This window comes from Pseudoalteromonas sp. L23, assembly GCF_021728455.1.
In the GTDB taxonomy this organism is placed as follows: Bacteria; Pseudomonadota; Gammaproteobacteria; order Enterobacterales; family Alteromonadaceae; genus Pseudoalteromonas.
Window position 1 is genome coordinate 24827 of record NZ_JAKKCW010000006.1, and the last position, 14344, is coordinate 39170.

General features: G+C 43.4%; 15 protein-coding genes and 1 tRNA gene. 4 read left to right on the plus strand and 12 right to left on the minus strand.

Annotation, left to right across the window (positions count from 1 at the left end):
* From iscU to trmJ, 4 genes are all read right to left on the minus strand, one after another.
* Positions 1-384, minus strand: a complete 384-nt coding sequence (gene iscU / locus L3V43_RS11650; protein WP_010607219.1) for a Fe-S cluster assembly scaffold IscU — start codon at positions 382-384, stop codon at positions 1-3.
* Positions 385-444: 60 nt separating this feature from the next.
* Positions 445-1659, minus strand: coding sequence for an IscS subfamily cysteine desulfurase (locus L3V43_RS11655; protein ID WP_010378962.1), 1215 nt, complete (start codon positions 1657-1659; stop codon positions 445-447).
* 23 nt (positions 1660-1682) lie between these two features.
* Positions 1683-2174 (minus strand): Fe-S cluster assembly transcriptional regulator IscR, encoded by a 492-nt coding sequence (gene iscR, locus L3V43_RS11660; protein WP_010378960.1) that lies wholly within the window; start codon positions 2172-2174, stop codon positions 1683-1685.
* A gap of 291 nt (positions 2175-2465) precedes the next feature.
* Positions 2466-3194 (minus strand): tRNA (cytosine(32)/uridine(32)-2'-O)-methyltransferase TrmJ, encoded by a 729-nt coding sequence (gene trmJ / locus L3V43_RS11665; RefSeq protein ID WP_010607218.1) that lies wholly within the window; start codon positions 3192-3194, stop codon positions 2466-2468.
* A gap of 215 nt (positions 3195-3409) precedes the next feature.
* On the opposite strand from trmJ, the gene suhB reads away from it, so the two are divergent.
* Positions 3410-4213 (plus strand): inositol-1-monophosphatase, encoded by an 804-nt coding sequence (gene suhB, locus L3V43_RS11670; protein WP_010607217.1) that lies wholly within the window; start codon positions 3410-3412, stop codon positions 4211-4213.
* A gap of 403 nt (positions 4214-4616) precedes the next feature.
* Positions 4617-6164 carry a hypothetical protein gene (locus L3V43_RS11675; protein WP_235367936.1) on the plus strand — a complete coding sequence of 516 codons (1548 nt, stop codon included), beginning with the start codon at positions 4617-4619 and terminating at the stop codon, positions 6162-6164.
* A gap of 81 nt (positions 6165-6245) precedes the next feature.
* On the opposite strand, the gene L3V43_RS11680 is transcribed toward L3V43_RS11675, so the two are convergent.
* From L3V43_RS11680 to L3V43_RS11695, 4 genes are all read right to left on the minus strand, one after another.
* Positions 6246-7421, minus strand: a complete 1176-nt coding sequence (locus L3V43_RS11680) for a mandelate racemase/muconate lactonizing enzyme family protein (RefSeq protein ID WP_039493039.1) — start codon at positions 7419-7421, stop codon at positions 6246-6248.
* 8 nt (positions 7422-7429) lie between these two features.
* On the minus strand, positions 7430-8197 hold the full coding sequence (locus tag L3V43_RS11685) for a class II aldolase/adducin family protein (RefSeq protein ID WP_102057539.1): 768 nt from the start codon (positions 8195-8197) through the stop codon (positions 7430-7432).
* Positions 8198-8318: 121 nt separating this feature from the next.
* Positions 8319-8642 carry a c-type cytochrome gene (locus L3V43_RS11690; protein WP_010607213.1) on the minus strand — a complete coding sequence of 108 codons (324 nt, stop codon included), beginning with the start codon at positions 8640-8642 and terminating at the stop codon, positions 8319-8321.
* A gap of 72 nt (positions 8643-8714) precedes the next feature.
* Positions 8715-9251, minus strand: coding sequence for a DUF2058 domain-containing protein (locus L3V43_RS11695; RefSeq protein WP_010378951.1), 537 nt, complete (start codon positions 9249-9251; stop codon positions 8715-8717).
* Positions 9252-9439: 188 nt separating this feature from the next.
* Between L3V43_RS11695 and L3V43_RS11700 the strand changes: the two genes are divergently transcribed.
* Positions 9440-10573 (plus strand): MFS transporter, encoded by a 1134-nt coding sequence (locus tag L3V43_RS11700; protein ID WP_102057540.1) that lies wholly within the window; start codon positions 9440-9442, stop codon positions 10571-10573.
* Here L3V43_RS11700 and L3V43_RS11705 read toward each other — a convergent pair.
* Positions 10532-11044 carry a prolyl-tRNA synthetase associated domain-containing protein gene (locus tag L3V43_RS11705; protein WP_237116662.1) on the minus strand — a complete coding sequence of 171 codons (513 nt, stop codon included), beginning with the start codon at positions 11042-11044 and terminating at the stop codon, positions 10532-10534. The two genes, L3V43_RS11700 and L3V43_RS11705, sit on opposite strands and share 42 nt — an antisense overlap.
* Entirely contained in the window at positions 11041-11436 is a 396-nt protein-coding gene (locus L3V43_RS11710) for a hypothetical protein (RefSeq protein WP_102057542.1), read from the minus strand. The genes L3V43_RS11705 and L3V43_RS11710 overlap by 4 nt, the downstream gene beginning before the upstream one ends.
* A 129-nt stretch (positions 11437-11565) precedes the next feature.
* On the opposite strand from L3V43_RS11710, the gene L3V43_RS11715 reads away from it, so the two are divergent.
* Positions 11566-11641, plus strand: a tRNA-Ala gene (locus L3V43_RS11715).
* A gap of 153 nt (positions 11642-11794) precedes the next feature.
* Here the strand turns inward: L3V43_RS11715 and L3V43_RS11720 are convergent.
* Both L3V43_RS11720 and proB read right to left on the minus strand, forming a co-directional pair.
* The gene (locus L3V43_RS11720) at positions 11795-13042 is read right to left on the minus strand and encodes a glutamate-5-semialdehyde dehydrogenase (protein WP_206473687.1); all 1248 of its coding nucleotides are present in this window, start codon (positions 13040-13042) and stop codon (positions 11795-11797) included.
* 3 nt (positions 13043-13045) lie between these two features.
* On the minus strand, positions 13046-14146 hold the full coding sequence (gene proB, locus L3V43_RS11725) for a glutamate 5-kinase (RefSeq protein ID WP_017218481.1): 1101 nt from the start codon (positions 14144-14146) through the stop codon (positions 13046-13048).
* Positions 14147-14344: the final 198 nt, after the last annotated feature.

The window sequence follows — 14344 nt, forward strand, 5'->3', positions numbered from 1 at the left end:
TTACTTCGCTTGTTTACTCTTATAATCTGCAATCGCAGCTTGAATCGCATCTTCTGCCAAAATTGAGCAGTGGATTTTCACTGGTGGCAACTCAAGCTCAGCGCTGATATCAGTGTTTTTGATAGTGGAAGCTTCTTCTAACGATTTACCTTTCACCCACTCAGTCACAAGGGATGATGATGCAATCGCGCTACCACAACCATATGTCTTGAATTTCGCATCTTCGATGATGCCTTCTTTTGACACTTTAATTTGTAGTTTCATTACGTCGCCACATGCAGGTGCCCCCACCATGCCCGTTGCTACGCTTGGATCGTTCTTGTCTAAAGAACCTACGTTACGTGGATTCTCAACGTGGTCGATAACTTTATCACTGTAAGCCATAACTATTTCCTCACTACCTGCTTGCGGCTGGATAGTATCCAGCCAGCGGCTAAAACTTGCTTAATGGTGTGCCCATTCAACGCTATCTAAGTCGATGCCATCTTGGTGCATTTCCCAAAGCGGTGACATCTCACGTAAGCGACCAATAGAATTCTTAAGAAGATTGACGGTGTAATCGATCTCTTCTTCTGTCGTAAAACGACCAATACTGAAACGGATTGAGCTGTGTGCTAATTCGTCATTACGACCTAGAGCACGCAGTACATAAGATGGCTCTAAGCTCGCCGATGTACATGCAGAACCTGAAGAAACCGCAATGTCTTTAACTGCCATTAGTAGACTTTCACCTTCAACAAAGTTGAAGCTGATGTTTACAATGCCAGGTACTGATTGGTCGATAGCACCATTAAAATAAACTTCGTCCATATCCATTAGGCCGTCCAATAGACGCTGACGAAGCGCACTGATGTGTGCATGGTCTTTTTCAAAGTCTTGCTTAGCAATTCTAAATGCTGTGCCCATACCCACGATTTGATGAGTAGCAAGAGTACCAGAACGCATACCGCGCTCATGACCACCACCGTGCATTTGTGCTTCTAAACGCGCACGTGGCTTACGGCGTACGTACAACGCACCGATACCCTTCGGGCCATAAACTTTGTGGCCCGAAAATGACATAAAGTCTACTTTCAATGTTTGTAGGTCGATTAGTACCTTGCCAGCACTTTGCGCCGCATCAACATGGAACATGATCTTGCGCTCACGACACATCTCACCGATAGTCGCGATATCTTGAATAACACCTAGCTCGTTATTAACGTGCATTACGCTCACTAAAACAGTGTCTTCACGCATGGTTGCTTCAAGCTTTTTCAAGTCAAGTAAGCCGTTGTCTTCAACATCCATATACGTCACTTCAAAGCCTTGACGCTCAAGCTCACGGCAGGTGTCTAGTACTGCTTTGTGCTCTGTACGAACGGTGATGATGTGTTTACCTTTCTTTTTATAGAACTGCGCAGCACCTTTGATTGCAAGGTTGTTTGACTCAGTTGCACCAGATGTGAAAACGATTTCACGCGGATCAGCGTTGATTAAATCAGCGATATCATTACGCGCCTGATCAACCAGTTCTTCTGCTTGCCAACCGAAACGGTGTGAACGAGAAGCTGGATTACCAAAGTTACCATCCATTGTCAGGCACTGCATCATCTCGTCTGCAACACGCTGATCAACCGGAGCGGTTGCTGCATAATCTAGATATATCGGTAATTTCATTTATCTCTCCGCTTGACGTCAACCTAGAGTTGACAGCTCACTTGAATATTGTCTAATTGCTCGATAACACGTTTAACGTGCTTATCTTGCCGCGTTGCTACGGATTGAACATCCGCGTCGGCGACTAACTCGGCTAGGGAAATACTGTTTAAAAATTCTTCAATTCGCACACTTAAATCAGACCACAATGAATGAGTTAGACAGCGCATACCGCTTTGGCAGCCGCCGCCTTCGCCGTGACAACGTGTTGCGTCAACGGACTCGTCAACAGCATTGATCACATCACCAACGGAAATTGTGTGTGCATCACGGCCTAATAAGTAGCCGCCGCCTGGACCACGTACAGAGCTAACTAAGCCATGTTTACGTAGACGGGCAAATAATTGTTCAAGGTAAGATAGCGAAATCTCTTGTCGTTCAGAGATATCGGCTAGTGGAACAGGGCCAATACTTGCGTGTAACGCAACATCTAACATTGCTGTCACGGCGTATCTGCCTTTTGATGTCAGTTTCATGCATAACCCCCGCTAATTTACCAAGCTGCAAATTTTAATTACTTGACTAAGATAGTCAAGTATTAACCAAGCATAATAACGGCTTTAAATCTGCAACCCTCGTATGCCTACCCGAAATACCTGAGTAATTTAATCAGGTATTATGGATATTGTAATTACCTGAGTATTTTAGTCAAGTATTAGTGATGAAGATTTATGCAAGATTTCACAAAAGGAATGGTTGATATTTAGACAGTAGAAATATAACAGTATTGGCGTGCTGAATTGGCCAATACTGTTATCGTGTTTGGTTTACTTGTTAGTAGATTTATCTATCGAACTTAGGATCCCACGTAGAATATTAAGTTCTTGATCTTCCGGTCTAGCACGGTTGAACAAACGCTTTAGCTTAGTCATTACCATGCCCGGATGCTGTTTGATGATAAAGCCGGTGTCATTCAGGGTATTTTCAAGATGCTCGTAGAATAACTCCATCTGCTTTGATGATGGGTAAATCGTTTCATCCACTTCTTCTGGCTGCTTTTGTTGCGTGTCTAAGTATGTCATACGCGTTTCGTAGGCCAACGTTTGCACTGCCATCGCAAGATTAAGCGAGCTATACTCAGGATTAGCCGGAATACATACGTGATAGTTGCACAACTGCAGCTCTTCGTTCGACAAGCCACTGTTTTCTCGACCAAATACCAATGCAACTGGGCCATTCACCGATTCAGCAACCAATTTTTGTGCACACTCACGCGGGTCTACCATTGGCCACGACAAAGTGCGTGAGCGCGCACTCGTGCCAATAGTTAAAGCGCAATCAGCAATCGCCTCTTGAAGTGTATCGACTTTAGTCGCTGCACCCAACACGTCGGTTGCGCCAGCCGCCAATGCACTTGCATGGCTGTCCACTTCACATGCAGGGTCAACTAAGTAAAGCTTAGATAACCCCATCGTCTTCATCGCTCTCGCAACAGAGCCAATATTGCCAGAGTGTGAGGTGTTCACTAATACAATTCGAATATCTTCTAAAGCCATTTACACGAGTCTCAAACAAAAATAATGGCGCAGTGTAGCATATCTAATTTGCGTTTTTCCAAGCTCCACAACCAGAAATTAAAAATCTTTATGTAGCAACGAAGTACAAAAAACAACCAGAGAAATTCACAATTGGTTATTTACTTTAGAGAAAAAACCGCTAGAATACGCCGGCTCAAAATGATCCTGTTCTTTTACAACCTAAAGGTAATGCTATGCATCCAATGTTGAACATTGCGGTACGCGCTGCGCGTAACGCAGGTAAGATTATCCTACGTGCAAGTGAAGATTTATCGCGCGTTGAAGCTACTCAAAAAGGCACAAATGATTTAGTAACTAACATCGATAAAGATGCGGAATCAATCGTTCGTGACACAATTTTAAAATCTTACCCTGATCACGCTATTGTTGGTGAAGAATTTGGTCATCACGAAGGCAAAGATGCAGACTACCTTTGGGTTATCGATCCTCTAGACGGTACAACTAACTTCGTTAAAGGTATCCCTCATTATGCTGTTTCTATCGCGCTAAGAGTTAAAGGTCGCGTAGAGCAAGCTGTTGTATACGATCCAATCCGCGACGAATTATTTACTGCTTCTCGTGGCCAAGGCGCACAGCTAAACAACAAACGTATTCGTGTATCTAAGTCTATTGAATTACAAGGTACTGTGCTTGCAACAGGTTTCCCTTTCAAGCAAAAGCACCACATGGATGCCTACCTAGAAGCGTTCAAAGCATTATTCATTCATACAGCTGATATCCGCCGTGCGGGCTCTGCAGCTTTAGACATGGCATATGTTGCAGCAGGTCGTATGGATGGTTTCTTTGAAATTGGCCTTAAGCCTTGGGATACAGCAGCCGGTGAGCTGTTAGTAAAAGAAGCAGGCGGTATGGTCACTGATTTTGCAGGCGGTGCTAACTTTAACCGTAGCGGCAACATCATCTGTGGCGCGCCTAAGCTTTGCCAAGCGATTGTAAAAGAAATTCGTCCAGTATTAACTGAGTCATTGTTAAAATAATAACTCTGGCTTAGACAAAAGAGCCAAGTATTACCTTAGGCTAGTAAATAAAGAAAGAGCTACTATTTCATTATGGTGGCTCTTTTTGTTTCCACCTCCTTTCGTAAAACTTACGACGAGCCAGCCTGTCACTACCACAAAAACGACTCTTTTCTTCTTATACCAGTTGTATTAAGTAAATGATCTATCTTGAAGCGGGGAAATAGCTTTAGTAGCAAGGCAAAAATTTTGCTATTTAGTTGTTCTAAATGAGAAATTTTTAACGAAGCTAATATGCTATTTCACCCTTCAAATTGATTAGAGAATTAATTCAATTGGTATTATATCCGAATCGCTAAATGCTGTTGCCAGCAGTACATAAGCACCATATGCTAGAGCTTCACCATTTAAGCAAGGAAAAGTGATGGTAAAACTCATTATTTTTGTATTTACGGTATTCACCCCAATCGCACTTTCGCAACCAACAATTAATAATGCGCTACCCTTTCCTGATAAAAAACAACGAGCAGAGATTGCCACACAGCTATTTTCTGGAATAGAAAGCATCGATGCTATAACAATAGCACTGCGCAATAAAACCAGACGTGTAGACTGGAAAACCTACAAAGCCATAGCAAGTAAACGTATCGTAAACTCAAATAATTGGGATACCCTATACCGTGCCCTAGACAACCTACACTATGGAATTTTAAATCGTCACTCCTATTTGATAGTTGATGAAAAGGCACGCCAACAAGTCACGAACTTCCCTAAGTGGCCGAAGCTCGAAATAGGCTATACATGGCCTCAAATTAGCTTTTTCTCTACCAAAAACCAAAAGTCAATCAGACTTATAAACGAGCGTAGCATAGAAGATTTGTTTGAAGAGTTTTTCAACTTTTATTGTAATGACGTACACAAATCAGGTTGCCTGCGGCTGTTCTCCAGCTACATGAAATCGGGCTACTTCTTCTCTGGTGGCCTAGATAAACTCGTCGTTAGTTACACAGATAACAGTTCAGATGTTTTTGTAAAACTGGGGCAACAAAAAAACAAGCAACAAGCTTCTTCTAAATGTTCAGAAATGTATTTACCGCTTGGCTTAAATTTGCTCTACGATGGCAGTCAGTCATGCCTATATGAAAGCAACGGTACCTTTGTGCTTAAAATATTCTACTTTGGTAAATGGGGTTCTCACAGCAATGATATCTATTGTGACGAAGCTAAAGAACCAGGTATGTGCTTCGATATCAACGAAATAAAGCAAATTACACATCGCTCGCCGGCTAAGCCCCTAATCGTAGATATCCAGAATAATAAAGGTGGTTCAGAAAATACGCCTTGGATCGCCGCTTTGACCCGAAATGGATTCAGAGACAATTTGGTCCAGTATCGAAATACACCGCTTTTGGCAAATAAAGAGATACGGGATAGCGCGTTTTACCAAAGTAAAAGAGCCGAACGTTGGTATCAAAATATTGTCGCTGACATCACCAGTCGTGACGACTTTCTGCCTCCTCGGCCTGACTTTTGCCGCGGCTCTGCCCAGTGCGACATTCGCATGATTGACTCGTCTTCTACATCTATGAAGTACGAATCCTTAAAACTCGTAGTCAATGCTGGATGCGTTAGCTCTTGTGATGATTTTATTTGGCGAACACGCCAGTATGCAAATGCGAAAACCTTTGGACAATTGCCGGCTACCGACGGCGCCTATGCCAGATTAACTGGTTACTTATTTATCACTCAAACAGGGAAGATAATTAATGTTATCACTGGTGAAGGCGAGCACCCAGCAGGTGATAATGGAACTTTATTACTGACTTATCAGCTCCCTATTTCTAAAACAGTGAGCTTTGACGGAGAAATGTTGGAAGGAAATGCTAGCGTACTTGACAACTTATTGCCTGTCAGCAAACTGAACTATGTTAATTTGGAATTAGATAACTTGGTAAATGCCTTGCGTGATTAAAGCATCCGATTAGCTAGCTAGAAATACAATGAAGCCGCTATAGCCAAGATAGCGGCTTCACTGGTTTAGGAGCGTTCAGACCTACTTAATTTCCACACGGGCTGAGCGCATCACGATTTCATCGTTTAGCTCAATACCAAGCCCCGGCTCTTCTGACACTCTAAAGATACCGTTCTTAGGCTGTGGATCTTGCAAGCATAGCTCTCTGTTCCACTTTTTGATTGCGTAAGTATGGTGCTCATGGATCAGGAAATTTGGGATCGCGGTTTCCAAGTGTAATGAAGCTGCGGTTGCTACCGGGCCGCCACAGACATGCGCCTGAATACGGATATCAAAGATATCGGCGTAATCACATACCTTCTTAGTTTCCGTAAAGCCACCACATAGGCCAATATCTGGCTGCAGTACATCAATACTTTGATCTTCAAAATAAGGGCGAACACCCCAGCGATTATATAAACGTTCCCCACCAGCGATTGGCACAGAGGTCTTGTTGGCTACCTTTGCATGTAAAGAGTGGTTAAGATAATTCACAGGCTCTTCATAATACATACAATCAAATTCTTCAGCGATGTCTGCAATTTGAATGGCTGATGTCGCGCCTGGTAAGCTGTGGCATTCAAAAATAATGTCGACTTCATCACCTACCGCTTCACGTATTGCTTTCATTCTTGCACGGTATAATTTCATTTCCGCGCGCGAGATAAGCTTAGTTCTATCGTAATAGGTGTTGCCATCTTTATCGTACTGAATTGGGTCAACTTTAACCGCATCGTACCCTTCTGCAATGGCTTTGTGAGCCGCTTCAGCATATTCGTGTGGTTGAACTAGTGCTTTAAACTCGCTATCCCAATCAAACTGTAATTGTGAGGCATAGGTGCGAAGCTCAGGGTTCACTTTACCACCAAGCAACTGATAAACAGGTAGGTTTAAGGCTTTACCTTTAATATCCCAAAGCGCGGTATCTATTGCTGACATCGCCGCATATACCACAGGTCCGCCACCTAAACCCCAAAAGCTTTCTCTCAGCATACGCGACCAAAGCAGCTCGGTTTGAAAAGGGTCATGACCAATTAAAAAAGCTTCAGCCATTTCTTTGATCATACTGGCCGCAGCGCTGTGGCCGAGGTCGTATGCAAGCCCAGCTTCACCAACCCCTGAAATGCCTTCATCGGTGTGAATACGAACAAAAACGGGTGTCCAAGCAGGTCTATCTGGACAATGAATATCAAAAACTTCGACACGATTAACTTTCATGTTGACTCCTATTGAGCAAAGCTTGGGTCTAGGCGGTAAGCTTTACGAAGCATTGCGGGCCATGCTAATTGACCACCGGTGCTACCGCTATGCACGACATTCGCTTGGTTATATATGTTATCAATAATGGGTTGTGGTACAGGTACGGCTTGTTGTCCCGTTGCTTGAATCGCAACTTGAATTTCGCATGCACGCTGTAAGTCATAAAAACGCATAAAGGCATCGCCTACCGTTGGTCCAACAGTTAAACCACCATGGTTCACCAGCAGCATATGATTGGTTGTACCTAAGTCATCTTGCAAGCGCTTTTTTTCATCCATATTCACTGCTAAGCCTTCATAGCCGTGATACGACAGTGATGGTAAGGAGAACATACTATGCTGACTCAAAGGCAATAAACCACATTCTACACTTGCGACTGCGATCGTCTCTTTGGTATGGAGGTGGATAACGCAATGCGCATCTTCTCGCACCTCATGGATCGCACTGTGAATAGTAAAGCCCGCCGGATTAATCTCAAATGGCGTATCATCAAGAATATTCCCTTCAAGATCGACCTTCACCAAATTAGAAGCGGTGACTTCATCAAAAGTCAGGCCAAAGGCGTTTACTAAATAATGATCCGTACCCGGCAAACGCGCCGACATATGCGTATAAATTAGATCTCCCCAGCGAAAGTGCTCAACCAGTCGATAGCAAGCGGCAAGGTCAACACGCAGCTGCCATTCTTCTGCGCTTACTTTGTCTTTTAAATTTAACTGAGGTAATTCGAACATGGGGATCCCTTATTGACTCCACATTTGGATGTATAGAAGTCTAAATTAGCTTAATTATATCTTCAACTAAAAACCACCGCGAACGGTGGTTTTTTATCATCTTTGATATCTAACTTTGATGTTATTCAACTTTAGATAGATACTCTGCAATCGCATCGATTTCAGCGTCAGTGACATTAGCGACCATCGCTTTCATTGCTGCTGTCATACCGTTATTACGTTTACCTGATTTGATATCTTTCATTTGCGCCGCTAAATACTCTTTGCTTTGACCATTTACCTTCGGATACAGAGGCATGATCGGTGCTTTACCTTCTGCACCATGACAGGTTTGGCACATCTTTGCTGTATACAATGCTTTACCATCTGCAGCCATTGAACTTGCTGAACCTAGTGCGCAAATTGCCACCGTAGTCCCTACTAGTAGTTTTTTCATCTTGCTCATATCATTACTCTTTTTATTGACGGTTAACGTTGTAAGTCAGTGTAGACTAAAGTTTGACCTAAAGCCTAATCACTACCACATCAAATCATCTGGGACTTCAAAGTCAGCGTAAGGGTCATCCTCATCACCTTGCTGATTGTCCTCAACATGGAAAACGATATACTTCTCGTCTACCTCTGCAATCTTTCTAGCAGGTTCATCTTGTAGTACGTAGAACTGCTCTTCTAATACACAAATCGCTAAACGCCCCTTTGATAGCGCTTTTTGTGTTTCGGAATTAACTTCTAACTCCTTCACCTTATTTTGATATGTGAAGTTAAAGGTCACATTACCGCGGATCTCATCTTGGTTATGGTGTTCTAAGATCTGCTTCACGCGAGCAATTTGCTCTTTATCTTTTAGCGTTTCTTGCTTCGCTTTATTTAGCTCTTCGGCACGCTTTTGCTGCTCAAGCTTTGTCTGCTCAATATGTTTTTGAAGGTCTGTTTGGTCGCTCGTTGCGCCTTTTTTCTTTTTCTTCTGCTGTTTACGCTTTTGTGTTTTTGCAACTTTCGCTTTGTGCTCAGTTGTTAGACCTGCTTTTAGCAACTGATCTTGCAGTGAACCCATCATGCAACTCCGTAAAATAGACTTTTCACTATTTTAACTCAGCAATTTCGATTGACCAGAGAGGAATCGGTCAATCTAATGTAAAACTACCAAAATTATTGTTGCGCATCGTGATTTAGCGCAAAAAATTGTCATCTAGTTTGCTTTAATTTAAGCTAACTCATCGAAATTAAACGCCTTATTGCTTAATGCCCGTCATTCATCTATTGCTTTGCTCTGTGACCATTTTTTTTGTGCTTTACGCGCCGCAGCCGCTGCTGGCCGAGTTTGCAGAGCAATTTAATGTATCGGCGTCAGATGCGGGCATGCTGATGTCAGCAACTATGCTACCTCTGGCTATCGCGCCAATCTGCTACGGGTTATTGCTGGCAAAGTCCAATCCGCTGCGCATTTTAAAATGGACCATGCTGCTCTTGGCACTCAGCAGTTTAGCATTTGCTTCAATGACTTCGTTTTCAGGGCTCTTGTTTACTCGGTTAATTCAAGGGTTATTATTACCTGCTGCACTCACTGCGATGACGGGTTATATCGGCCAACAGTTTAGTGGCTCACAGTTGAAAAGAAACATGAGCTTGTACATCGGAAGTACCATAGCCGGAGGTTATTTTGGCCGTACACTTGCGGCCAACTTTACTGTCTGGTTTGAGTGGCAAAGTTTCTATTACCTAAACGCATTGTTATTGATTGTGCTGGCATTTAGCATTCGAGCCAGCAAGAACAAACCACCAATAATTCACGCGACAAGGATCAGAGACTACCTGGCACCACTCAAGCAATCGCGCCTAGTGAGATTATACAGCTCTGTATTTTGTATGTTTTTCTGCTTCGCGGGGCTACTCAACTTTTTACCTTTTATACTCAAGTACGACTTTAATTTAACTGATCCAAGTAAAGTGGGCTGGGTCTATACAGGCTATTTAGTTGGTGCTTTAGGGTCTATCGTTACACCTTGGCTACAAAGTAAATTTCATTCTACCTGGCGATTTTTAGCTGTGATGTTCTTCATCTATGCTACAACCATTGCGCTATTACCCGTGGCGTCTGTGTTCTTTTTTGTGGTCTTATTTACGCTATTCTGCGCCTGTATGTTTGTGATCCATTCAACCGCAGCGCCTTTAGCAAACAGTATTAGTCAGGCACCTGCAACCGTCACCAATGGCGCTTATGTTTCATTTTATTATTCCGGAGGCGTGCTGGGATCTTATCTTCCGGGTTTGATTTATGAGCAAGCTGGTATCACTTGGTTTTGTGCGTCGCTTTTTACCGTCTGTACAGTCGGCTTAGCTCTGAGTTTGAGAAACACAGTCAACCCAGTGAGGTGAGTGCCCAGTGACTTGCCAAAAGCGCTTTAAATCTTCGAGCGTTAACACCCAAGTTTTAGTATTCACTAGGGGGTGGCACTGCCATAAGTGCGCAGATTGCAGTTCACTATCAAGCCATAATTCGACTTGTTGCTCACAGTCGTTATGCAGTGTGAGTGCTGATACACAGCCTTGTTCCACTCCTAAATACTTCGCTAGTCTGTCCGTCGATGCAAAACCTAAACGTGACACCCCTTGAGATTTAGACAGCGCTTTTAGGTCGACTTGCTTATCTGCAGGAATAATAAAAAGAAAGTGTCGCTTTCCATAGTTATCTCGGAGGAAGAGATTTTTCAGTCGCGTCCCTTTTCTCTCTAACTCCAAGTTGTCAGCATCTAGACAAGTATGTAACGGTGGATGCTCATAATTGAAATAGTTGATACCTAGCTGAGCGAGCCGCTCTGCAAGTGCACTTGGATTGTTTCTGATCACAAACACTTACCTCGTAACTGAACGCTACGCTGCCGCCAGTATACATCGGTAATTTTATGACCTGCGTTGCAGTAGTCCGCCTCAATCAAAGCCGGTTTTAATAAGGCGACGGCTTGCTCTTCTAACTTGAGTTTTAGAGAGGGGGAATCTTCAATACGTTCAAACTCGGCAAAACGTTTTAACTCTCTTCTTGATATTGGCTTACTTGAATCCAGCTCCATTCGAGGTGTTGCTTGTACCGTTACAATGAAAGCAAATTCTTTATCACCAGTTGGCGAAAGACGCTTATGAAGAGATTGTTTTTCGATAATAAGTTCAGGCTCATCAGACTGTGATGCACAACTCGCTAGCAGCCCAATAATGAGAATAGAAAAGATATGACGCAGAACCATAATTCGCTTAATTCGTTTTATTTTCAGTTCAGTGTAACAAAGACTATAAAAAAATAGCGAAATTTTTTGTCTGGGGTTGACGGGAATATAAAAAATGATTAAATTTCGCTTCGTCCACTGACGGAATGTGGGGCTATAGCTCAGCTGGGAGAGCGCCTGCCTTGCACGCAGGAGGTCAGCAGTTCGATCCTGCTTAGCTCCACCACTTTCCGCTCTTCTTACTTCTTACAAAACTCCCCCCCCCTAAATCGAAAAGAAAAAAGCCCAAGTCTTTCGACCCGAGCTTTGCAGTTACTTATGTCATTCTGTGTATACCACTGAGTATGATTTTTCTATCTACTCAAGCAGCATCTGTTCATTACTCTCTGATTTGGCCTTCACCATTTACTAAAAACTTTTCGGTTGTTAGCGACTCTAAGCCCATTGGTCCGTAAGCGTGCAATTTGGTGGTAGCAATACCAATCTCGGCACCTAAACCTAACGCTGAACCATCACTAAAGCGTGAAGAGGCGTTAACCATCACGACGGAAGCATCTACACCGCGTTGGAACAAATCAGCAGCTGCTTTGTCTTCCGTACAGATAACTTCGGTATGGTGACTACCAAAGCGATCAATATGTGCAAGCGCTGCATTAAAATCAGTAACCTGACGAACCGCTATTTCAAGACTCAAGTATTCTTCGCCAAATTCGTCATCGCTTAACTCAACTGCATTATCAAAATAAGCTACGGTTTGCTTACACGCATTAATTTTCACACCCCTTTCTGCTAGTGCTGCAGCAACTTTCGGTAAAAAAGTCGGAGCGATATCTTGATGAACGATTAACCCTTCAAGCGCATTACATACACCAGTACGCTGCGTTTTACCGTTTAACAGAAGCGCCATTGCTTTATCGAGATCGGCCGCTTTATCTATATACAAGTGACACACGCCCTTAAAATGCTGGATCACTGGAACCGTACTATTCTCAGTAACGAAATTGATTAGACCCTCACCGCCACGTGGGATGATAAGGTCGATATATTCTTTTTGCTGCATCAGCTCCATTAGCAACGCGCGGTCTGGATCCGGAATAACAGAAACCAATGCGGCAGGTAGATTATGTTTTTCGAGCGCCTGATGCATCGCTTTTGCGATCTCTAAAGAACTTGATAACGCTTCTTTACCACCACGCAAAATAACACCATTACCTGATTTAAAACATAGTGCACCGGCGTCAGCGGTGACATTGGGGCGCGCCTCATAAATCATGCAGACAACACCAAGTGGCACTCGCATTTTACTGATTTTAATGCCATTTGGTCTTACACCCATGTCTCTACGTGCACCCACTGGATCGTCCAGTTGAATGATAGTCTCGATACCTTCAGCCATACTTTCAATCCGCGCTTGGTTAAGCGTTAATCTATCTATCATGGCGTCGCTAAGCTGGTTATCACGAGCAGCAGCCAAGTCAGCTTCATTGGCTTTAATAATGGCATCGCTATTATCACGGATCCCTTTTGCCATATCTGCTAACACCGCATTTTTTTGCTCTGTAGATAATAATGCTAACTGTTTCGCTGCTTTTGCAGCCTGTGATGAAATATCTGTGATTAAACTCATGTCTTATGACTTCTCCAATAATGCAATATCTTGTTCTGAAATAACGGGTCCGATACTATCTTGAATTCTTTCGCTGATCGGATTCTCTTCATGTTCAGTTAAAAAGTTTAATAGGCAGCTACTGTAATTGGTGGTTGCTTTGGCTAAGCGCTTACCATCTTTGCTCCTCACGAGCACGGTATCTCCAACAGAAAACTCACCTTTTACTTCAGTGATTTCATCGCCACTTAACTGACCCACCACTTGATTTTCGCCTGAGCCATAATCGCTATCAACGACCAGCTCACCTTGCTCTGATGCCGTGTGAGTCATCCAATGCACCGCTTCTTGCATCGGTTTATCATAGGCTGTAAATACCGTGCCTGGATTTTTTCCCGCCAACAATAATTCAAAGGTTGTTTCTTCGAAGCCGTTAACAATATAGGTATCTATACCGTGAGACGTCGCCTTTTCAGCAGCTTCAATTTTGGTCTTCATACCACCGGTACCAACCTTACTCGTTGGACAACCTGCCATATCGTAGATTTCTTCAGTGATCTCTGTCACCTCAGAGATCAGCTCTGCATCAGCATGTAAATTAGGATTTTTGTTATATAAACCACTGACATCGGAGCAAATAATTAGCCCATCTGCATCTGCAGCCCCCGCTACCATTGCAGACAAATTATCGTTATCACCCACCTTCAGATCGTCTGTGGTCACGGTGTCATTTTCATTGATAATAGGCAGTATTCCATGATCGAGTAAAGTGAATATTGTTTCACGAATACTGGTATATCTTTCCCTGTCACGCAGGTCGCCGTGAGTCAGCAATATCTGCGCCGACGGGAAGTCAAAGAAACGGTCCCACGTAGCCATCATCTCAGTTTGGCCAGCTGCCGCCATCGCTTTTTTCACCGCAATGCTCGGCTGCTCTGAATTAGGAAATAAGTGCGACCCTGCTGCGACTGAACCTGAAGAGACGAGGATCACCTCGATACCTCGGGCTCGACAACGCACGATGAATTGCGCGATGCTGAGTAAATAGCGGGATCGACACCCATCTTGCTCTGGCGCGATCAACGCACTCCCGATCTTGATTACTATACGTTTTGACTGTTTCATCGACATAAATTCCTGCATTAAATTAACCACCCACTCACGAGTTGGTACTCCAAATATCTCCTATTAGAAGACAACAGAAAGCGCAATGCATCGACCAAAAAGTCGGCAAATAGATAAAACAAACAGACGTGCGGCGGCGAAGACCTTAGTCCCATCATGTCGCCACACATGCTAAACCCAGACGCAGTAACAATCGTT